Origin of the sequence: Peptoniphilus sp. BV3C26 (genome assembly GCF_000478985.1) — a bacterium.
In the GTDB taxonomy this organism is placed as follows: domain Bacteria; phylum Bacillota; class Clostridia; order Tissierellales; family Peptoniphilaceae; genus Peptoniphilus_B; species Peptoniphilus_B koenoeneniae.
Genome location: NZ_AWXB01000044.1, coordinates 1 through 20,341, shown reverse-complemented (window position 1 = coordinate 20,341; position 20,341 = coordinate 1). Strand labels below are relative to the sequence as shown.

Genomic DNA, 20,341 nt, shown 5'->3' with positions numbered 1-20,341 from the left:
TTGAAGTAGCTGACCCATCTAACTTAACACCAGAAGAAAAGAAAGCTGTTGAAGATGCAGTTAAGAAAGCAAATCCAAATCTACCACAAGATTTAAACATTGATGTAGCAGATGACGGAACAGTAACAGTGACAGACAAAGATGGCAAACCAATTGGCACAATTCCAGCAAACAAAACTGTTAAGCCAGCACTAAATGCACCAACTACACCAGTTGAAGTAAAAGATCCATCTAACTTAACACCAGAAGAAAAAGAAGCTGTTAAGAAAGCTGTTAAAGATGCAAATCCAAATCTACCACAAGATGCAAACATTGACGTAGCAGATGACGGAACAGTAACAGTAAAAGATAAAGATGGAAAAGTTATTGGAAAATTAAGTCCGGATAAGACCGTTAAGGATATTAATTCCGGTGGACAAACTCCTATTTATCCAGGAAATAGAGACAGAGATATATCTGGATGGTTCTTCTACAAGGATATAGAAGTTAAGAAAGAAGAACAAGAAGTTCACGAAAGAGGATACCACGAAGTTTATATGTACGGTTATCCTGATGGAACATTCCGTCCAAACAATAACATTACTAGAGCTGAAGCAGCTGCTATGATTTCAAGACTTAAAGGCTACAGCTTAAACGACACAAGTGCACCTATGTTTAATGATTCAAAGACCGGTTGGTTCACATCTGCAATCAATGCAGTATTTAAAAATGGAATCATGAAAGGTTACAAGGATGGAAACTTCAGACCTAATGCTAAGATAACAAGGGCAGAGTTTGCACAAATGATCATGAATATAGATAAACCTAATTCAGCAGTTGCAACCTTTAAAGATGTTAAGGGTCATTGGGCAGAAGCTGCTATCAACCAAGCTTTTGGAAATGGCAGAATAAACGGATATCCTGATGGAACATTTAGACCAGATGCTCCTATCACAAGAGCTGAAGCAGTTAAGATTGCAAACAGTCTAATGGAAAGATCAGTTGATATTGTAGGACTTAAAGAAAAATTGGCAAATCCGACTATGATTTCTAGATTCAGTGACTTAGATAGTACTCATTGGGCTTACTATGAAATCATGGAAGCAACTAATGACCATCAATTCGAAAGAAGAGTAAATGGTTTAGTAGATGAAGATTGGCTTCAAATTTATAAAGAAAAATAAGATTTCTAATAAGTTTATAAAATAATTTTTCGCCGGAGACATTGATGTCTCCGGTTTTTTATTTTTATTACTTTACTTAAAAATTTAAATAGAAGGGGTATTTTTAAAAGATGAACCTATATTAATTCTTAATGGGAATAGAAAAAAATTCAGGGTTTTTTAAATGGGTTAATGGAAAATAAAAAGTAATAATAATTTTTCACAGACTTAAATCTATTGTAAATGTAGATAAATTTCTAAAAGATAAGAAATGCATAAGAAATTTAAATATTAAAAAAACACAGATCTTAAAATCTGTGTTTTTATGTAGCCGTGCACCTTATATCGAATAAAATTCATACACGGTACCCATAGAGTTAGCTCCAACCAGGCACTCCCACGGCACACGAAACTTCTCACTTAGTGCTGCTTCCGTCAAGACCTGACACGGTTCATGAGCATTCGTTGCGTAGGACCCAATCTTCAACACCACTTTTATGGGGCTGACTATACAAAAATTTATCCTCCACAAGGCTTCAATCCTGCTACAGCGAATTGCAGGTTACAAGGCATCGCTAATTCCCCATTTAGCACGGCAAATTTAAAACTGGCGGAGAGAAGGGGATTTGAACCCCTGATACGATTTCTCGTATACACGCTTTCCAGGCGTGCACCTTCAGCCGCTCGGTCATCTCTCCAAACTTCAGAAAACAATTATAACATAAAAAAACTTTATTGACAAAAGCAAAAATAAAAATGCAAAACTTTATAATTTAACATTTTAGTTTTGCATTTTTTAATAAAAAATATTTTATTTAATTTTTTTAAGACCTATACGATTTCTATCTTTATCAATTTCAACAACTTCTACATCAATTATGTCTCCAACACTTACAACTTGGGAAGGATGCTTTATAAATTTTTCAGATAAGTTGGAAATATGAACAAGTCCGTCATCGTGTAAACCTATATCTACAAAACAACCGAAGTCAACTACATTTCTTACAGTACCCTTTAGTTTGTCTCCAATTTTTAAATCTTCAATACTTAAAAGACCACTTTTTAAAAATACTGGCTCAAGTTCATCTCTAGGATCACGGCCTGGTTTTTTAAGCTCCTCTAAAATGTCTCTTAGGGTGTATAAGCCCACGTTTAAACTTTGGGCAAGGTCTTGGCCAGCTTTTTCATTTCCCTTAAGTTTACGGGCAATCTCGTAGCTCTCAGGATGGACTGCGGTCATATCTAAAGGTTCATCTCCACCTAAGATTCTTAAAAAGCCTGCGGACTGTTCATAGGCTTTTGGACCGAGACCTTTTATATTTTTAAGTTCTTTTCTATTTTTAAAAGAACCAAAATCATCTCTGTAAGCAACTATATTTTTAGCTATACTTTTGCTTATGCCGGAAACATATGAAAGAAGGGAAACTGAGGCTGTATTTAAATTTACTCCTACAGTGTTTACACAATCTTCAACAACTCCTGAAAGTTTTTCGTTTAATTTTTTTTGGTTGAGGTCATGTTGATATTGACCGACTCCTATATGTTTGGGTTCAATTTTTACAAGTTCTGCAAGGGGATCTTGAAGTCTTCTTCCTATGCTTATTGCCCCTCTTACAGTTACATCAAGGTCAGGAAATTCTTCAGTCCCTTCTTTGGAAGCTGAATAAATTGAAGCGCCTGCTTCATTTACAAAAGTTCTTTTTACATCTGAATTATTTTTTTTAAGCACATCTGCCACAAAACTTTCAACTTCTCTTGAAGCTGTTCCATTTCCTATGGCAATTACTTGAACTTTATATTTTTCAAGGTAGGATAATATTTTATTCTCTTCATTTTTACCTTGATGACCGGCAATATAAAAAACATCATTATCTAAAAATTTTCCATTTTTATCTAAGATTGCCATTTTCGTTCCCGTACGAATACCTGGGTCAAGAGCCATTAGGACTTTATCTTTAAGGGGTCTTATCATAAGTAGATTTTTAAGATTAAGCCCGAATAATTCTATAGATTCATTTTCGGCACTTTCTGTTAAATCGCTTCTAAGCTCTCTTTCTACAGAGGGAAGGATCAATCTTTTTAAAGCATCTTTTAGGATTTCACTTTTAAGATCAGTAAGCTTTCCGTCTAAGAAATCCATGGCTATATTATTAAAGATAAGTTCTTCAGGAAAGACTAGATTTACTTTTAAGGCTTCTTCTTTTTCGCCTCTATTTAAGGCAAGGATTCTATGACTTGGGATATTTCTTATAAGTTCTGAAAAATCTTCATACATTTTGTAAATGTCGTTAGGATTTTTTCCTATTTGAGATACTATAGAAGCAAATCTTTTTGATAGAGTTTTTATAGTTTTTCTATACATGGGATTATCAGAAATGTCTTCAGCTATAATATCGCAGGCGCCCTGTAAAATTTCATTAGGGTTTTCTGTGGAATTATTTTTTTCAATAAAAGCATCTATTTCTTTAAAGATTTCTTCAAGGTCAAGGCCCTTATAGATCATATCTGAAAAAATTTCATAGCCTTTTTCCTTAGCGATACTTGCACGAGTATTTTTCTTTTTCTTAAAGGGTCTATATATATCTTCAAGACTTGAAAGAACATCTGCATTTTCTATATCATTTTTTATTTCTTGTGTTAATTTTCCCTGCTCATCAATGAGTCTTAAAATTTCTTCTTTTCTGCTGTTTAAATTTCTTAAATAATTTAATCTTTCTTCAAGTTTTCTAAGCTCTTCATCATTTAATCCGCCGGTTATTTCTTTCCTATATCTTGCAATAAAGGGAACACTATTACCTTCATCTAAAAGTTTTATAGTGTCTTCTATTTTTTTCAAATCTATATTCAGTTCTTTTGATAACTGATTTGTTATTTCCATATTTCACCTCAAGTGTTATTATAGCATAAGAGCATAAATCAAATTAAGGAGAAGATATGAAAGATAAAAGAAATATACTATTTTCGGGATTCGCATTATTTTCAATGTTTTTCGGAGCAGGCAACTTATTGTTTCCACCGGTTTTAGGCAGAAATGTGGGATACCAATTTATCCCGGCAAGTTTGGGTTTTTTAACAACAGGAGTAGGTCTTGTAATGCTTGGAGTAATTGCAACAGTAAGAGCAGGTGGAACTATTGATAACATTGCAAATAAAATAGGAGAAAAATTTTCTTCTGTTTTCGGAACAATTATTTTAATTGCCATAGGACCAGGCCTTGCCATTCCAAGAACTGCAGCAACAACGTATGAGATATTTCAAGGTTCGATTTTAGAAGACTTAAATCCCTTAATTTCATCTCTTATATTTTTTGCAATAGTCTTATTTTTTGTACTAAGACCTAAAAAAATAGTAAATAGTTTGGGCAAATTTTTAACTCCCATTCTGTTAATAGTTTTAGGACTTATAATATTTAAAGCTATTTCAAGCCCTCTTGGACCTTTAAAAAACTTTGAACTTAAATCTGTTTTTACCTCAAGTTTTATCGAAGGCTATCAAACAATGGACGCTCTTGCAGCTTTAGTTTTTACAAAAATAATCATTGACGGATATAGAAACGAAGGTATTAAAGATGAAAAAATAATTTTATCTTCCACAGTTAAATCTGCAATTATTGCAGCAATAGGTCTATCTATAATTTATAGTGGACTTTTATATATGGGAGCAACTGCATCTTCATTGAACCTTGCAGAGATGGGTAGAAGTGAATTTTTAATTTATACAACAAGAGAGCTTCTTGGATATGGGGGTAACTTAATTCTTGCTATCGCTATGAGTTTAGCTTGTCTTACAACGGCAATAGGTCTTACTGCAACAGTTGGAGAATTTTTTAATAATCTTACAAAAGGAAAGCTGCCTTACAGTTTAGTTGTAATAATTTCAAGTTTATTTTCAGGATTTTTTGCAGTAACGGGAGTAGATAGTATTGTGGCTGTTTCAGCTCCAATATTAAGTTCTCTTTATCCTGTAGTAATTGTTTTAATTTTTTCAAGTATTTTTAAAGAAGTTTTAGGAAAAAGATCAACACAAATAGGTGCTGTTATAGGAGCAATAATTCCTTCCTTGGGAATTATTTCAGGAATTTTTGGAAAAGAAATAGAACCTTACTTTTTTATAAGAAGGTTACTACCAGAAAGTTTTGGACCTTTTGTTTGGGTTATACCTTCAATTATCTTAGCAATAATATTTACGATTTTTAAAATTGGAGAAAAAGACATAAAAAAAGAGACGATCTAAAAAGATCGTCTTTTTTATTTTTTATTATGCTTCAGGTTGAGCTGCTCCTGTTGGGCAAACTGCTGCACAAGCGCCACAATCGATACATTGATCTTGATCGATTACATAGATGTCGCCTTCAGAAATACATCCTACTGGACATTCAGGTTGGCAAGCGCCACAAGCTATACAAGCGTCTGTAATAATATGAGCCATAAAATACCTCCATAAACTATTTTTTATTTACTTACGGACTAATTATAACATTGCATTATCAAATTTACAATAATTTAAGAATTATTTCAACAATTGATAACAATTACAAATTAGATAAATGGCGATAAATAGAGCTTTAATAAATTAAATGTGATTATTATCACAAATAATGATAATGATATTACCGTACTAGTAATTGTTTTCTTTAAAAAGAATTTGCCTGATGATAAAATGTATTTATGTGTAAGAATAATTTATTAAGTTTAGATACAGTGCCGGGAAGTAAATATTTTATTTATCAAGAAAAAAATGCCTTTAGATATTGTACAGATTCCATTATTTTGTCAAGTTTTGCTAATGTAAAGGGACTTATCTTAGATGCAGGATGCGGAAACGGAATTTTATCCCTTAGAATTATAGATAGGGTTGAAGAGGTTTACGGGGTTGATAAAGATGAAAATGCCTTGGACTTATTTAAAAAATCAATTTTAAAAAATAAAATAGAAAAAATAAAAATAATTAATTGTGATTTAAAAGACCTGTGGGGAAAATATAATGAGAAATTTGATGGGATTATATTTAATCCGCCATATTTTAGTAAATCTTTAAAATCAAAAGACTCAACCAAAGATGCAAGGCACTCAGATGATCTAAACATGATAGTAGCTTCTCTTGTAAAAACTTTAAAATTTAAGGGTTCAATAAATATGGTATTTCCAGCAAATAGATTAGCTGAACTTATAAGTATTTTAAGGGCAAATAAACTTGAACCTAAGAGGCTTAAACTTGTGAGAAATACTGAAAATGCAGATGCAAAAATATTTTTAATAGAGGCCAAAAAGGGAGCAAATATTTCCTTAAAAATCGAAAGAGATTTAATTTTATATAGAGATGGAAAGATGACTGAAGATTTAATTAGTATTTATGGTGATGAAAGATGATTTATTTTTGTCCTAGCCCAATAGGAAATTTGAAAGATATAACTTTAAGAACATTGGAAGTTTTAAAAAGTGTTGATTATGTTGCCTGTGAAGATACGAGAATAGGTGGCAAACTTTTAAAACATTTTGAAATTGAAAAAAAACTTATACAATATCAAAAATTTAATGAAATAAAACAGTCGGAAAAATTAATAGAGCTGGCAAAAAAAAGCGATATAGCTTTAATAACAGATGCGGGTATGCCGGGCATAAGTGATCCAGGAGCTATACTTGTTAAAAGACTTATTGAAGAAAATATTGAATTTACAGTTTTACCAGGGCCAAATGCTGCTCTTACAGCTCTTGTTGCTTCGGGTCTCGATACGGAACATTTTTATTTTTATGGTTTTTTAGATTCAAGAGAGGGAAAAAGAGAAAAGGAACTTGAAAGCTTAAAAAATTTAAGGTCAAGTATTATTTTTTATGAAGCTCCTCACAGAATTATAAAAACTTTAAAATCCATTGAAAAAATTTTAGGGGACAGAAAAATTTCCCTTTCAAGGGAACTTACAAAAATTTATGAGGAAACTTTAAGAGGAAAGGTTTCAGAAATTTTAGAAGGACAAATAAAAGAAAAGGGAGAATTTGTTATAGTAGTTGAAGGCTCTAAGGAAGAAGAGGTTTTTACCCTTGATATAAAAGAAGAGCTTAGAAAATTAATAGATGAGGGAATGACAAATTCTCAAGCAGTAAAAGAAATTGCTGACAAGTTTAATTTAAAGAAAAATGCAGTTTATAAAGAGAGTTTAGACTTATGACTTATGAAAATTTAAGAGATCAGGTAAAAAATATAAATAGGTCCATTAAAGAAAAATATTCTGAAATTTTTTCAATGGAAAATTTAGAATTTAGAAATTTAATTATTGATAAGGTGGGCCAAATTTTAGATCTTGAAAAAATGAAAGAAGACCAACTTAAAAACTTTGGGAAATTAATTACAGTAGATGGTTCAGTAAACAGGGCAGGGGGCAATTATCCTCATTACATTGAACTTTATAGGGGATTAGGTCTTGGAACGGACAATTCAAGGCTTATAAAAAATATGGTTTATACCCCTATTCTTTCAGAAGAAAAAAATCAAAATGAAGATAAATCCAAAAAGCTTCTTGCAGAGATTGAACTTGAAACTGCAAGGGAAGCTGTGGAAAAATTTAAACCTCAAATTCTTATGATGGATGGAGGTCTTGTAAGATATTATATCTATGGGAAAGAAAAGCTTGAGCTTTTAATAAGTACAGCAAGGGAAAATAATACAGAGGTTTTCGGCCTTATTAAGGATATTAAAACGGATATTATATCTAAAGCCTTAAAATTTTCAAAAGATTTTTATGACAGGGAAATTCTTTTCGGCAGACTAAAGGTTGGAGAGGGAATTTTTATTAAAAATACTGTTAATGAAAAATTTAAAGATTATGGCTTCAGCTCTTGTTTTTTAAGGACCTCAAATTATCCTGGAGCTGTGGGAATAGATTTAGTTGATGGGACTGAAGAAAAGCTTAAAAAAATTGCAGACCTTGTTTATACTTTAACTCCAAAAGATTCAAGGGGAGTCCCTCTTTTAATAGATATAGTGGATAAGGAAGTTAAAATTACAGATGATATTTTAAATAAAATCTTGGAAAGTGAATTGGACAGACAATATTATGAAAGATTTTTTATTTCAGAAAGGGATAAGAGAAATTGAAAGATACTATGAAAGTTCTTGGAACCACCAGTAATACAAGTGTATTTATAGGTTCAAAAGACAGAAATTTTAGAATGAATGAATTTTTAATTGTTGATGATAAGGCTCAAGGACCTTTAATAGGAGAAATTATAGAAGCTCAAACTTACAACAAATTTATTCCCCTTGAAATAGGGGGAGATTTTGTAGATTCTTCAGTTATAGCATCTTTAACCGCCATGGGCTACGACCTTTCAAAAGATACAATTTATATTGGAAGGCTTAGACTTTTAAAAGAAGCCCTCTATCCAATTTTGGCGGGAAGTAGTGTTAGAATTCCTGAATTTGATGAAGTTAAAAATTTACTTACGCCTATCGATGAGGAAAAGGGACTTACTTTAGGAATTATAAAAAATACTGATGACCTATATCTTGGAAGCCCAGATAAATTTAAAAATTTACTTAAAACTTTTGAGGATGGAGAAATTCATGAACAAAGGGACCTGCCCTTTATTTTTAATTTCAGATCCATGCATGAATATCCTCACATTGGAATTTTTGGAGGATCAGGCTCTGGAAAGAGTTTCGGTTTAAGAGTTTTACTGGAAGAATTTATGAAAAAATCAATTCCCGGCCTTGTTCTTGATCCCCATTATGAAATGGATTTTTCAAATTTAACTGGAGAAGATTCCTTTGAAGATAAATTTATTTGTCTTACAGTTGGGGTTAATACAGGAATAAAATTTGAAGATTTAAGCCAGGGAGATTTGAAAATTTTACTTTCCAGCGTTTCAGAGCTTTCAGAATCCATGAACAATGCAGTTGATGTTTTGTTTAAAAGGGGAGAAAATATTGAAACTTTTAGAAAGAGGCTTGAGTATCTTATAGAAGCTCAAGATTTAGGAAAGGAAAAAATTGAAAAACTTCTTTCTACTGAAAAAGATCCGGACCAATACAACAAATATAACAAAATGCTGGACCTTTTTAATACCTATGATAAAAAAGTAAACAACGCTTCCCTGAGAGGTTTATCTTGGAGACTTAACAGTTTAATTTATTCAGGAATTTTTAACAGAGATATTTCTGAAATTGAAAAGGGTATAAAAAAGGGAAAACTTGTAGTAGTTCAAGGCTCAACAAAGATGATTTCAATTTTTAGCTCCTATGTTTTAAATAAACTTTACAGCCTTAGAAGGGATTATAGAGATTCATTAAATTTTGGAGAGGAAAAAAATTATTTTCCGCCCTTTATTATAGTTACAGATGAAGCTCACAACTTTGCTCCAAAAGCATGGAATCCGCCTTCTAAATCAATTTTAAGGGAAATATCCCAAGAGGGAAGAAAATACGGAGTATTTTTAATTCTTGCAAGCCAAAGGCCAACCCTTCTTGATGAAACTATAACAGCTCAATTAAATTCAAAATTTATTTTTAGAACCGTAAGGGCTTCAGACATTGATACCATAAGAGAAGAAACGGACATTTCTTCAGAAGAAGCCAAAAGACTTCCATATCTTACTAGTGGTGATGTATTTATTTCATCATCGCAACTGGGAAGGACTTCTTATGTGAGAATAAGGTATGCAAATACTGAAAGTCCTCATAAGGAAAATCCTTTTGATGAGTTAAATAAAATGAAAAATAAAGAAGTTGAAGATTTAATGGAAAAGATAAAAAATTATTTTCCAATAGATCTTAATAATATTTCAAATATTTTGGATAATTTGGAAAAACATTATAATTTGACTTTTTCAGAAAAGGATTTTAGAGATAAATTAAATGATTTAGTTGAAAAAGATATTTTGACAAAAGAAACAACTATTTTAGGGGACAGGTACAATCTTAAATAAAATGAATTTTTTTAGGCACCTATGTGCCTTTTTTTTATAAAAATTAAAAAAAATAAAAAATTACAGTAACACTTTAAATTGATTTGTGGTAAAATTACTTATAAATTTTTATTGGAGCTATTTTATGTCATATATTTTAAAAATTAACAGTTTTTTAAACTCCCTAGTTTGGGGTTATCCTTCACAAATATTACTTTTGGGAACGGGGATTTTTCTCATGTTTTCCAGTCATTTTATTGTTTTTAGAAAATTTCCTTTTATATTAAAAAATACTTTTGGAAAAATTTTTGAAAAAGTTGATAAAAAAGAGGGCTATATGACTCCCTTTCAAGCCGTTTCAACAGCCCTTGCTGCCACAGTGGGAACAGGTAATATTGCAGGAGTAACCCTTGCTATCACAACTGGAGGACCGGGAGCGATTTTTTGGATGTGGATTGCAGCTCTTGTAGGCATGACAACAAAAATGGCTGAAGTTAGTCTTGCTCTTGCAAGTTCAACAAGAAATTCAAAAAATGAAAAAGTTGGCGGACCTATGTATTATATTGAAAGGGGCCTTGGAAATAAATTTTTGGCAAAAACTTTTGCTTTTTTCGGCATGACTGCATGTTTTGGAATTGGATGCATGACTCAGGCAAACTCAATTACAAATAATATAAATTCCTATCTTAAGATTAACAAAAGCATAATAGGAATGGTCATTTGTTTTTTGTTAGGCCTTGTTCTTATTGGAGGAGTAAAAAGAATAGGAGAAATTGCTGAAAAAATTGTTCCTTTAATGGCTTTTATTTATATTTTAGGAGGTCTGGTTGTCCTATTTTTTTTAAGAGATAATATTTTAAATTCTTTTAAACTTATTTTTTCATCAGCCTTTACACCTCAAGCAGCTAGCGGAGGTTTTTTGGGATCTAACTTAAAACTTGCCATGAAGTCTGGAATTGCCAGGGGAGTATTTACAAATGAAGCAGGCCTTGGTTCAGCCCCTATTGCTCATGCAACTTCAAGTGCAGATCATCCTATTAAACAAGGTATGTGGGCTGTTTTTGAAGTTTTTATGGATACTATTGTAGTTTGTTCCATAACAGGCCTTGTAGTTATTTCATCTGGACTTTGGAAAACAAGTCAATATGAAGGAGCAGTCCTTACAGCTCAAGCTTTTAACTTAGGGTTTAATGGAGGCCACTATATAGTTAGTTTAGGTCTTATTCTTTTTGCTTTTACAACAATTATTGGTTGGTCTTATTATGGAGAAAAATGCAGCGAATATTTATTTAAGAAAGATATAGCAATACCCTTTAGGATTGTATACATCTCAGCGGCTTTTATAGGCTCTGTGGGAGGCTTAAAAGAGATATGGACACTTACGGATACCCTAAATGGAATGATGGCAATACCGAACCTTTTAGGCCTTATATTGTTAAGACGACCCTTTGAAAAATTAGTTAAGGATTTTTTTTGATAGCCCAGACAAAAAAAGGGAAGAAAATTTTGACTATATGAAATTTTTTAAATAGTTTTTATAAAAAAAAGTCTGTTGAATTTCAACAGACTTTTTTAATTTGTTTTTAAAATTATTTTGCTTCAAAAGGAAGTGGCTTTTCAGCTGTAAGTTCTATGTCATTCCATCCCCAGTGACTTCCGTCATCAGATACTAAGAATTTATATTGTTTAACCCTGTTATTAACAGGAAGATAAACATAAGAGAATAGCATTGGAATCATAGGTGCTTCATCGTTTAAAGCTTTTTCAAATTCATGATAAGCTTCAAGTCTTACCTTATCATCAAGAGATTCATTAGATGCAATTTTCTTTAAAGCACTTTCAAGTTTTTCAGAAGTGTATCTTTGCATATTGAAAGGTGCCTCTGCTCCGTATAAGCTTGAAGGATCTGGGTTTGAAGCCATACCAAAAGCTGCAAAGAATACATCAATTCCTGGATCATCAGCTTCAACTCTGTCATAGAAATTATTTATATCTAAAAGTCTTCCATCAACAAGTTTTGCGTCTAAACCTATTTCTTTAAATTGTTGCAAGTAATATTGAGCAAGAGGTTCAGAAAGTTCAGTTCCACTCATAGAAGCTACATTAATTGTAAGTTTTTCTCCCTTTGGATTTTCTCTTAAACCGTCATTGTCAGTATCTTTATATCCTGCATCATCAAGTAATTTTTTAGCCTTATCAAGATCGTATTCATATCCTTTTATACTTTCATCATGAAGTTTTCCATATAGAGGAACAACAGGTCCTGTAGCTCTTCCTCTTAATCCATAATAGAATTTTTCGCCTATAGAATCTTTATCGATTGCATAACCCATAGCTTGTCTTAAATTAACATCAGCCATTTTAGCATTAGGATCAACTACAACTTTATTTGCTGCTGAATCCCATTTACCAAGTTTAAAGCCCATGTATGACATATAAAGCTCTTGGTGACCTGCAAGTTTAATGTTGGTTAAATCTTTAAGGTCGTTATATACATCTGCACCTATGTTTAGATATATATCAAAGTCTCCAGCTTTTATTGAAGCTACAGTTTGAGAAACTGGTAAAATTTTAATTTCAAGATTTTTAACTTTAGGAGCACCGTAGATATAGTGTTCGTTTGCTACATAGGTAACACTTTCACCAGGAACTACTTTTGTTATTTGATATGGACCATAAGAAAGTGGTTTTTTTCTTATAGCATCAGATTCAAATAATTTTGCCATAGGAATTCCTTCAACTTGTTTAGCATTTGAGAATTCACTTATAATTCCACCGCCCCAAAGGATAGATGGAGTAAATTCTTTAAAGTGAATAATAAGCTTTGAATCGCTTACTCTTTCAAGTCCTGAAATTTTATCAGCTTTCTTTTGGTTATATTCTACTATTCCTTCGACATTTTTAAGATCAGAATTAAATCTTGGTGATTTTGATGCAATAATAAAATCTTGGTTAGCAGTGATTTCATAAGTTTTAATTATGTCATCAGTTGTTACTGTATCACCATTTGACCATTTGAAATCAGGATTAATTTCAAGAGTAGCAGTTTTTGCTTTTTGGTCAAATGAAAGATTGATCGGAGTAGTTTTATCATTTGTTATAAGTTTTAATTCATCATCAATAGGAAATGCTCCTGCCATAGTATTTTGCATAAGCATCCAGTCATTATTATCAGAATATAAGAATGGGTGCAAAATACCCTTAAATGGTGAGTCACTTATTAAAGCAACTTTTAGAGTTTGAGTTGAGCCATCAATAGCATCTCCTTCATTTTCTATAACTTCCGGGAATTTACTTGTGTCTGCAGATTTGCCTTCGCTTGAAGCGGGACCGCAGGCAGTCAGTAACATGGCAAGTCCAAGAAAAAGAGATACTTTCTTTAGGATTTTTTTCATAATATACCTCCTGTTATCCTAATCTTTGTCTTGCATCAGAAGCACGACGCAGTGCTTGACCGATGTAATTTATACACAGCATCATAAACAATATAAGTAAAGATGCGGGTACCCATACAAATAATTTACTTTGAATAATTTCAGGTCTTCTTGCAAGAGCAATAAGAGTTCCAAGTGAAGGAACATTGGCAGGAAGCCCGAAACCTAAAAAGGAAAGTGTTGTTTCTATACCGATATTGCCTGCAAGGGCAAGAGTTGAATCAACAATTATGATTGAAGAAATATTTGGAAGTATTCCATTAAACATAATTTTTAAATCACTTGTTCCCAAAGTCTTTGAAGCATTTACATAATCACGTTTAAACTCATATTAGACCTCATAATCAAACTTAAAATGTTTATAGCAAGTGCATCTTACAAAATGTCCTTCACTTACTTCATGTAAGCTTGTATTTTCTTCGTGAGCTTCTTTTGGAATCCAAGGAATACGAGGAGCAAATCTGCAGCCATTTCTTGGTAAATTTTTAAGAGTAGGAACCATTCCTTGAATAACATGAAGATCTTCAGACTCAGAATCTTTTTGGGGAATTGAATTTAAAAGAGATCTTGTGTAAGGATGTAAAGGATTTTTAAAAAGTTCTTTAACTTCTGCAAGCTCAACAATTTCGCCAGCATACATAACAGCTACACGATCTGCCATTTGTGCAACAACACCAAGGTCGTGAGTGATTAAAATAATACCTGCATGAATTTCATTTTGAATATCAAGCATAAGGTCCAATATTTGCGCTTGAATCGTTACATCAAGAGCAGTGGTAGGCTCATCAGCAATCATGATCTTAGGTTTACAAGCAAGAGCAATAGAAATAATAACTCTTTGTCTCATACCTCCTGAAAGCTGGTGGGGAAATTGCCTCATAATTCTTTTAGGATTTTCAATTCCTACACGAGTCAGCAACTCTTCAACTCTTTCTAAACGTTGTTTTTCATCTAAATCAGTATGATAAATAAGTGCTTCTTCAATTTGAGCACCTATTCTTTGAAGAGGATTAAGAGCTGAAAGAGGATCTTGAAAGATCATCCCGATTTTTCCGCCACGTATTTTGTTATATTCATCCTCACTATTTTCCAATATGTTTTTACCTTCAAAAATAACTTGCCCGCTTACACGAGTATAGTTAAAATCATGAAGACCCATAATTGTAGTTGCAAGAGTAGATTTACCGCAACCGGATTCTCCTACAATTGCAAGAACTTCATCAGAATATAGGGACAAATTTACATCATCAACAGCATCGTAATACTCATCGCCAATTCTAAAGGCCGTATGAAGGTCTTTGGTTTCCAGTAATACTTCTTTGTCCATTATATAACTCCATTCTGTTTTATATATTGTATCTATTATATCATTTTTACTAAAGTTAAAATATAGCATTAATATGCAAATACTCTGTTATAATGAAATTAATTTCACTTTAGCATGATACACTTTATTTAATTATAAATTTAAATCTATCATTAATCAATTAAGCATAGTAATAGGTTAAAAGCTTTTTCATAAAAAATTTAAATTATAAATAAATTTTAAATAATATTTTACTTTAAATTGATAGCAATGTTAAGTAGAAATTTGCTAAAAACAAAAAAATATAAAAAAATTATTTTTTTAAAATTAATAAAATTGCATAATGTTATTTTTGCAAATATAATATTAGAAAAGGAGTGATGAAAATGGAACAAAACATCTACCTTGACAAGGAAAGCCTAAATGAGGCGAAAACCTTAGTGGAAAGTCTTGGTGAATCTCTTTAACTTATCTGAATTAAAAGAAAAAGTTAAAGAATTAAATAAACTTCAAATGGAGCCTGATTTTTGGAATGATGGACAGAAAGCTCAAAAAATAATAAGAGAAAGCAATCACTATAATTCAAAAATTGAAAAGTACAATAAAATTATGAAATTAATAGAAAGTGCCGAAGATTATTTAACTCTTATGGAAATTGAGGAAGATTATTCTGCCTATGATGAATTTAAAAATCAGCTGAATGAAATTGAAAAAGAAGCAAATGAATTTAAACTTGAAACAATTTTAAACGGTGAATATGACGGAAATGATGCAGTTCTTTCAATTCATGCAGGAGCAGGAGGAACAGAAGCTCAAGATTGGGCGGATATGCTTCTTAGAATGTATACAAGATATGCAGAAAGAAAAGGGTTTTCTGTTGAAGTACTGGATATTTTAAAAGAAGATGAAGCTGGAATAAAATCAGCAACTCTTTTAATAAAAGGGGACAATGCCTATGGATATTTCAAAAGTGAAAAGGGAGTCCATAGACTTGTAAGAATATCTCCCTTTGATGCAAATAAAAGAAGGCACACATCTTTTTCATCTGTTGATGTGTTTCCGCAACTTGATGAAGTTAACGACATAGATATAAAGGCGGAAGATTTAAAAATTGACACTTATCGCTCAAGTGGAGCAGGAGGTCAACACGTAAACACAACAGACAGTGCAGTAAGAATTACACACATTCCCACGGGAATTGTAGTTCAGTGTCAAAATGAAAGAAGCCAAATTCAAAATAGGGAAACCGCAATGAATATGTTAAAGGCAAAATTAATTGCCCTTGCAGAAGAGGAACAAAAAGAAAAAATTGACGATCTTCAAGGAAATTATTCGCAAATAGCTTGGGGTTCTCAAATAAGATCTTATGTTTTTCAACCATACACCATGGTAAAAGATCATAGAACATCAACAGAAGTCGGAGACATTAACAGAGTTATGGATGGAGATTTAGACGACTTTATATATAGTTACCTTCAATCAAAGGTAAAATAATAAATTAAACCTTAACATTTTTTGTTAAGGTTTTTTAAATAAAACAAAAATGCTTCACGTAGAGCATAAAAAATATTTATAAAAAATATAAATAAAACATTTGACAAAAAAGAATAAATCGTGTATATTAGTTAAGTATTTAAAGAAGAAGTCCGCTTCTCACCTTACGCTTAGGGTTTAAGGTTATTTTAAAATATTCTTTGGATTATTTTTATTTTTGCGGGCTTATATGCCCGTTATTTTTTTATGGAGGTGCTTAGAAATTAAAGAGCTTCAAATTAATGAAGAAATTAGAGATAAGGAAGTACGACTTATTGATGCTGACGGCAATCAATTAGGTGTCGTTGCTACCGGACGTGCTATTGAGATGGCAATTGATAAGAAACTTGATCTTGTTAAGGTTGCGCCACAGGCAAAACCACCTGTTTGTAAAATTATGGATTATGGAAAATACAGATACGAGCTTATCAAGAAGGAGAAAGAATCAAGAAAAAAACAACATGTTATAAGTATAAAGGAAATGAGACTTACTCCGAGCATTGAACATCACGACTTGAATACTAAGGCCAACAGAGTAAAAGAATTTCTTTCAAAAGGCGATAGAGTAAAGGTTTCTGTACGTTTTAGAGGTAGAGAAATGGGTCATACTGAAATTGGAAGAGAAGTTCTTGATAAGTTTGTTGAACTTGTTTCTGAGTACGGTGTTGTAGATAAAAAGCCAAAAATGGAAGGCAGAAACATGACTATGTTTTTGTCTCCAATTACAGATAAAGAAAATTAAGGAGGAATATCATGGGTAAGATGAAAACTCACAGAGCGTCTGCTAAGAGATTTAAAAGAACAGGCTCAGGTAAAATAAAAAGATTTTTTGCTTATAAAGGACATTTAACAGGCAAGAAAACACAAAAGAGATTAAGAAAATTAAGAAAGTCCGCAATAATTTCTAAGGGAGACCAAAAGAGAATCAATAATATGATTCCTTAATGATGGAGGTTAAAAATGGCAAGAATTAAAAGAGGCGTAAACGCCAGAAAAAGACATAAAAATATTTTAAAGCAAGCTAAGGGTTATTTCGGTGCAAAATCAAAATTATTCAGACCGGCTAACCAAGCTGTTATGAAATCTTTAAGCTATGCTTATATTGGCAGAAAGCAAAGAAAAAGAGATATGAGAAAACTTTGGATTACAAGAATTAATGCCGCTTGCAGAATTAACGGTATAAGCTATTCAAAGTTTATAAATGGTCTTAAAAAACAAAATGTTGAAATTAACAGAAAAATGTTATCAGAGCTTGCAATCAATGATCCTTCAGGATTTGCAAAGATTGCTGAACTTGCAAAAAATAACTAATAAAAATTACTGCTTAATAGGCAGTTTTTTTATTGTGTTTTTTAATTTAAACAAGTGATAAAATAGGGATATGAAAAAATTTTACGAAAAATTATCAAAAAATCCTCCAATATTATTAGGAATATCTTTTGTCTTTGTAATTTTATTGGGTGCAGTTCTTCTTACTTTGCCGATTTCTACAAAAAACGGAGAGGGAGTCAGTTTTGTAGATGCGCTTTTTACAGCAAGCTCTGCGACGGCGGTAACAGGACTTACAACTTTAAACACTCAGCTAACCTGGTCAGCCTTTGGAAATGTTGTGATAATTTCCTTAATACAAATAGGCGGTCTTGGTACTATGACAATATTTTCCATTGGAGTGGTCCTCTTAGGGAAAAAAGTTTCTTTGCAGCAGAGACTTATAATTCGTGAGCAATTAAATATAAGTTCTATGAAGGGGATTGTAAGATGGCTTTTATATGTTACAAAAATAACTTTTTTAATTGAATTTATAGGAGCAAGTTTACTTTCTTTGGCCCTCGTTCCAATGTATGGATTAAAAAAGGGAATTTTATTTTCACTTTTTCATTCAATTTCAGCCTTTTGTAATGCGGGATTTGACTTGTTTGGTGATAGTTTAGCTCCTTTTTACAACAATTATTATGTAAGTCTTATTATTTGTTTTCTTGTAATATTGGGAGGTCTTGGTTTTTTAGTTTTTCTTGATATTTACGAGACAAGAAATTTTAAATATTTAAAACTTCATTCAAAGGTAGTTATAATATTTTCTATAGGACTTTTAATTTTCGGTACAATAATAACTTTAGTTCTTGAATGGACAAATAAGGATACAATAGCTTTAATGAACTTTCCTCAGAAAATTTTGGCAAGCTTTTTCCAATCAACTGTAACGAGGACAGCGGGTTTTTATTCTGTTGACATAGGAAAGGTTCATGATGCAACGGCTTTTTTATATATAATTCTCATGTTTATAGGAGGAAGCCCTGCATCAACAGCAGGTGGACTTAAAACTACAACATTTGCAATTTTAATTTTTGCAACTTACTTTACTTTAAAAGGAGAAAAGGAAACTGTTGTATTTAAAAGAACCATATCAAGACAGACGGTTATAAGGGCTCTTACTGTAGTAATAGTATCACTTGGAGTAGTTATTATAGTTGCTCTTACAATAACAATAATAGAAACGGACAGATTTAAATTTTTAGATATTTTATTTGAAACGGTATCGGCATTTGGAACTGTAGGAATGTCACGAGGAATAACATCGGATCTTTCTACAGCATCAAAACTTATAATTTCATTTACAATGTTTACAGGAAGAGTTGGGCCGGCAACTCTTGCAATGGGATTATTAAAAACAAAAAAAACTTCAATAAAATATCCTGAAGGAAATATATTAGTAGGGTGAAAAAATGAAATCATATGTTATTTTTGGTTGTGGAAGATTTGGATCGGCAATTGCAAAAACTCTTGTTGATCTTGGAAATGAAGTAATGATAGTTGATGAAGATATGAGTAAACTTGAAACAATAGCAGATAATGTTACAACTGCTATACAAGCGGATCTTTTAGATGAAGCTGAAACATCTTCAATAGGTTTAAATAATTTTGACGGAGCTGTAGTTGCTATAGGCTCAAATTTCGAAGCGGCAATAATGGCAACAGTACTTGCTAAAGAAGCGGGGATTCCATATATTGCAGTAAAAGCTGTAAGTAACAGACAAGGCCTTATACTTAAAAGGGTAGGGGCTACAAAGGTTATTTATCCTGAAAGAGATATGGGAATAAGAGTTGCAAGAGATCTTAGCAAATCAAAATTAGTTGATTATATTGAACTTGGTTCAAATTATTCCATTGCAAAATTTGATTCGCTTCCTGAGTGGTGGAATAAAAGTTTAATAGATTTAAATTTTAGAAAAAAATATAAAGTTACAGTTCTTGCAATGGAAAGAAAAGAAGATGGGAATTTGGTTGATCCAAGTCCTGACACTATAATTAAAAAAAACGATGTTCTTGTTATTATAGGTCATGTTGAAAATTTACAAAAACTTGAAAAAAAAGCAATAAAAGAAGAAGAAAAAATTTAAAACTTGGGTATACTAATAACGAGGTGATTAAATGATAACACTTGAATCAATTGATTATGTAATTAACATGACAGGCGCAAGCTATGATGATGTAAGAGTTGCTCTTCTTGAAGCTGACGGAAATGTAGATAAAGCAATTAAATTAATAAATGAAAGAGGGCAAGGTACAAAGACTAAAGAAGAACAAAAAGAAGAAGAAAAAGACGGAAAAAGTTGGAGAGAATATACAAGTAAGACAATTGGACACGTTCAACAATCTTTAGATGAAATTCTTGATGGCATTAAAGATATTTTAAAAAAGGGAAATGCAAGAAAACTTTTAATTGAAAAAGATGGAGAAACGGTGCTTTCTCTTTCCTTAACAGTTTCAGCAATAGGATTTGTTATAAATCCCATAGTTGCCATATTAGGAGTTGGAGCAGCTTTAACAAGCGAATATGATTTTAAAATAATAATGGAAGATGGTTCAACAATTGATGTCAAAGAATACATTAAAAACAAAAAAGAGGACATCGAAAATAAAGTTGATGAAAAAGTTGAAGATTTGAAAAAAGAAGAAAACAAAGAAGACGATCAAATAATCATTGATGCTGGAGAAGAAGAATCTCAAAAGAAAGAAAAATAAAAT

18 protein-coding genes, 1 tRNA gene, 1 other RNA gene, 1 pseudogene and 1 other annotated feature are annotated in these 20,341 nt (G+C 31.8%); of the genes and pseudogenes, 14 read left to right on the top strand and 7 right to left on the bottom strand.

What is annotated here, in order from left to right:
* A partial coding sequence (locus HMPREF1253_RS10475) for an S-layer homology domain-containing protein (RefSeq protein WP_023055677.1) occupies positions 1-1,163 on the top strand: 1,163 nt, incomplete at its 5' end.
* Between the two features lie 310 nt (positions 1,164-1,473).
* Here HMPREF1253_RS10475 and ffs read toward each other — a convergent pair.
* From ffs to HMPREF1253_RS05050, 3 genes are all read right to left on the bottom strand, one after another.
* An RNA gene (gene ffs / locus HMPREF1253_RS09920) (signal recognition particle sRNA large type) lies at positions 1,474-1,738 on the bottom strand.
* Between the two features lie 12 nt (positions 1,739-1,750).
* Positions 1,751-1,840 (bottom strand) — tRNA-Ser (locus HMPREF1253_RS05055).
* 113 nt (positions 1,841-1,953) lie between these two features.
* A complete protein-coding gene (locus tag HMPREF1253_RS05050; protein ID WP_023055672.1) occupies positions 1,954-4,020 on the bottom strand; it encodes a Tex family protein in 2,067 nt (688 codons plus the stop codon).
* A 56-nt stretch (positions 4,021-4,076) separates the two neighbouring features.
* On the opposite strand from HMPREF1253_RS05050, the gene brnQ reads away from it, so the two are divergent.
* Complete coding sequence (brnQ, locus tag HMPREF1253_RS05045) at positions 4,077-5,375, top strand: branched-chain amino acid transport system II carrier protein (RefSeq protein ID WP_023055671.1); 1,299 nt, start codon at positions 4,077-4,079, stop codon at positions 5,373-5,375.
* A gap of 24 nt (positions 5,376-5,399) precedes the next feature.
* Here the strand turns inward: brnQ and HMPREF1253_RS05040 are convergent, their stop codons facing one another.
* Positions 5,400-5,570, bottom strand: a complete 171-nt coding sequence (locus tag HMPREF1253_RS05040) for a DUF362 domain-containing protein (protein WP_023055678.1) — start codon at positions 5,568-5,570, stop codon at positions 5,400-5,402.
* Between the two features lie 239 nt (positions 5,571-5,809).
* Here HMPREF1253_RS05040 and HMPREF1253_RS05035 point away from each other — a divergent pair, with 239 nt between their 5' ends.
* The 5 genes from HMPREF1253_RS05035 to HMPREF1253_RS05015 all read left to right on the top strand — a co-directional run bounded on the left by HMPREF1253_RS05035 (position 5,810) and on the right by HMPREF1253_RS05015 (position 11,519).
* The gene (locus tag HMPREF1253_RS05035) at positions 5,810-6,511 is read left to right on the top strand and encodes a tRNA1(Val) (adenine(37)-N6)-methyltransferase (RefSeq protein WP_023055687.1); all 702 of its coding nucleotides are present in this window, start codon (positions 5,810-5,812) and stop codon (positions 6,509-6,511) included.
* A complete protein-coding gene (rsmI, locus tag HMPREF1253_RS05030; RefSeq protein WP_023055690.1) occupies positions 6,508-7,308 on the top strand; it encodes a 16S rRNA (cytidine(1402)-2'-O)-methyltransferase in 801 nt (266 codons plus the stop codon). The genes HMPREF1253_RS05035 and rsmI overlap by 4 nt, the downstream gene beginning before the upstream one ends.
* A complete protein-coding gene (locus tag HMPREF1253_RS05025; protein WP_023055689.1) occupies positions 7,305-8,234 on the top strand; it encodes a DNA double-strand break repair nuclease NurA in 930 nt (309 codons plus the stop codon). Before rsmI ends, HMPREF1253_RS05025 begins: the two co-directional genes overlap by 4 nt.
* A gap of 8 nt (positions 8,235-8,242) precedes the next feature.
* A complete protein-coding gene (locus HMPREF1253_RS05020; protein ID WP_023055683.1) occupies positions 8,243-10,063 on the top strand; it encodes an ATP-binding protein in 1,821 nt (606 codons plus the stop codon).
* 124 nt (positions 10,064-10,187) lie between these two features.
* Positions 10,188-11,519: a sodium:alanine symporter family protein gene (locus HMPREF1253_RS05015; RefSeq protein WP_023055675.1), complete on the top strand. Its 1,332-nt coding sequence runs from the start codon at positions 10,188-10,190 to the stop codon at positions 11,517-11,519.
* 112 nt (positions 11,520-11,631) lie between these two features.
* On the opposite strand, the gene HMPREF1253_RS05010 is transcribed toward HMPREF1253_RS05015, so the two are convergent.
* The 3 genes and pseudogenes from HMPREF1253_RS05010 to HMPREF1253_RS05000 form a co-directional block, all read right to left on the bottom strand.
* Positions 11,632-13,437: an oligopeptide ABC transporter substrate-binding protein gene (locus HMPREF1253_RS05010; RefSeq protein WP_023055681.1), complete on the bottom strand. Its 1,806-nt coding sequence runs from the start codon at positions 13,435-13,437 to the stop codon at positions 11,632-11,634.
* A gap of 13 nt (positions 13,438-13,450) precedes the next feature.
* Positions 13,451-13,789, bottom strand: a pseudogene (locus tag HMPREF1253_RS05005) (ABC transporter permease subunit); the annotation flags it as partial.
* Between the two features lie 18 nt (positions 13,790-13,807).
* On the bottom strand, positions 13,808-14,803 hold the full coding sequence (locus HMPREF1253_RS05000; protein ID WP_023055680.1) for an ABC transporter ATP-binding protein: 996 nt from the start codon (positions 14,801-14,803) through the stop codon (positions 13,808-13,810).
* 365 nt (positions 14,804-15,168) lie between these two features.
* On the opposite strand from HMPREF1253_RS05000, the gene prfB reads away from it, so the two are divergent.
* From prfB to HMPREF1253_RS04965, 7 genes are all read left to right on the top strand, one after another.
* Positions 15,169-16,276 (top strand): peptide chain release factor 2 gene (prfB, locus tag HMPREF1253_RS04995; RefSeq protein ID WP_155803739.1). Its coding sequence is split into 2 segments (ribosomal slippage): positions 15,169-15,246 and positions 15,248-16,276, totalling 1,107 coding nucleotides; the frame shifts between segments, so codons are not numbered across the junction.
* Between the two features lie 136 nt (positions 16,277-16,412).
* Positions 16,413-16,527 (top strand) — a sequence feature (ribosomal protein L20 leader region).
* The gene (infC, locus tag HMPREF1253_RS04990; protein ID WP_036739515.1) at positions 16,506-17,057 is read left to right on the top strand and encodes a translation initiation factor IF-3; all 552 of its coding nucleotides are present in this window, start codon (positions 16,506-16,508) and stop codon (positions 17,055-17,057) included. It overlaps the preceding feature by 22 nt.
* A gap of 11 nt (positions 17,058-17,068) precedes the next feature.
* On the top strand, positions 17,069-17,260 hold the full coding sequence (gene rpmI / locus HMPREF1253_RS04985; RefSeq protein ID WP_023055682.1) for a 50S ribosomal protein L35: 192 nt from the start codon (positions 17,069-17,071) through the stop codon (positions 17,258-17,260).
* A gap of 15 nt (positions 17,261-17,275) precedes the next feature.
* Positions 17,276-17,626 (top strand): 50S ribosomal protein L20, encoded by a 351-nt coding sequence (gene rplT, locus HMPREF1253_RS04980; RefSeq protein WP_023055688.1) that lies wholly within the window; start codon positions 17,276-17,278, stop codon positions 17,624-17,626.
* 70 nt (positions 17,627-17,696) lie between these two features.
* The gene (locus HMPREF1253_RS04975; protein WP_023055674.1) at positions 17,697-19,034 is read left to right on the top strand and encodes a TrkH family potassium uptake protein; all 1,338 of its coding nucleotides are present in this window, start codon (positions 17,697-17,699) and stop codon (positions 19,032-19,034) included.
* A 4-nt stretch (positions 19,035-19,038) separates the two neighbouring features.
* Positions 19,039-19,713: a TrkA family potassium uptake protein gene (locus HMPREF1253_RS04970; protein WP_023055685.1), complete on the top strand. Its 675-nt coding sequence runs from the start codon at positions 19,039-19,041 to the stop codon at positions 19,711-19,713.
* A gap of 31 nt (positions 19,714-19,744) precedes the next feature.
* Positions 19,745-20,338, top strand: a complete 594-nt coding sequence (locus tag HMPREF1253_RS04965; protein ID WP_023055676.1) for a DUF4342 domain-containing protein — start codon at positions 19,745-19,747, stop codon at positions 20,336-20,338.
* Positions 20,339-20,341: the final 3 nt, after the last annotated feature.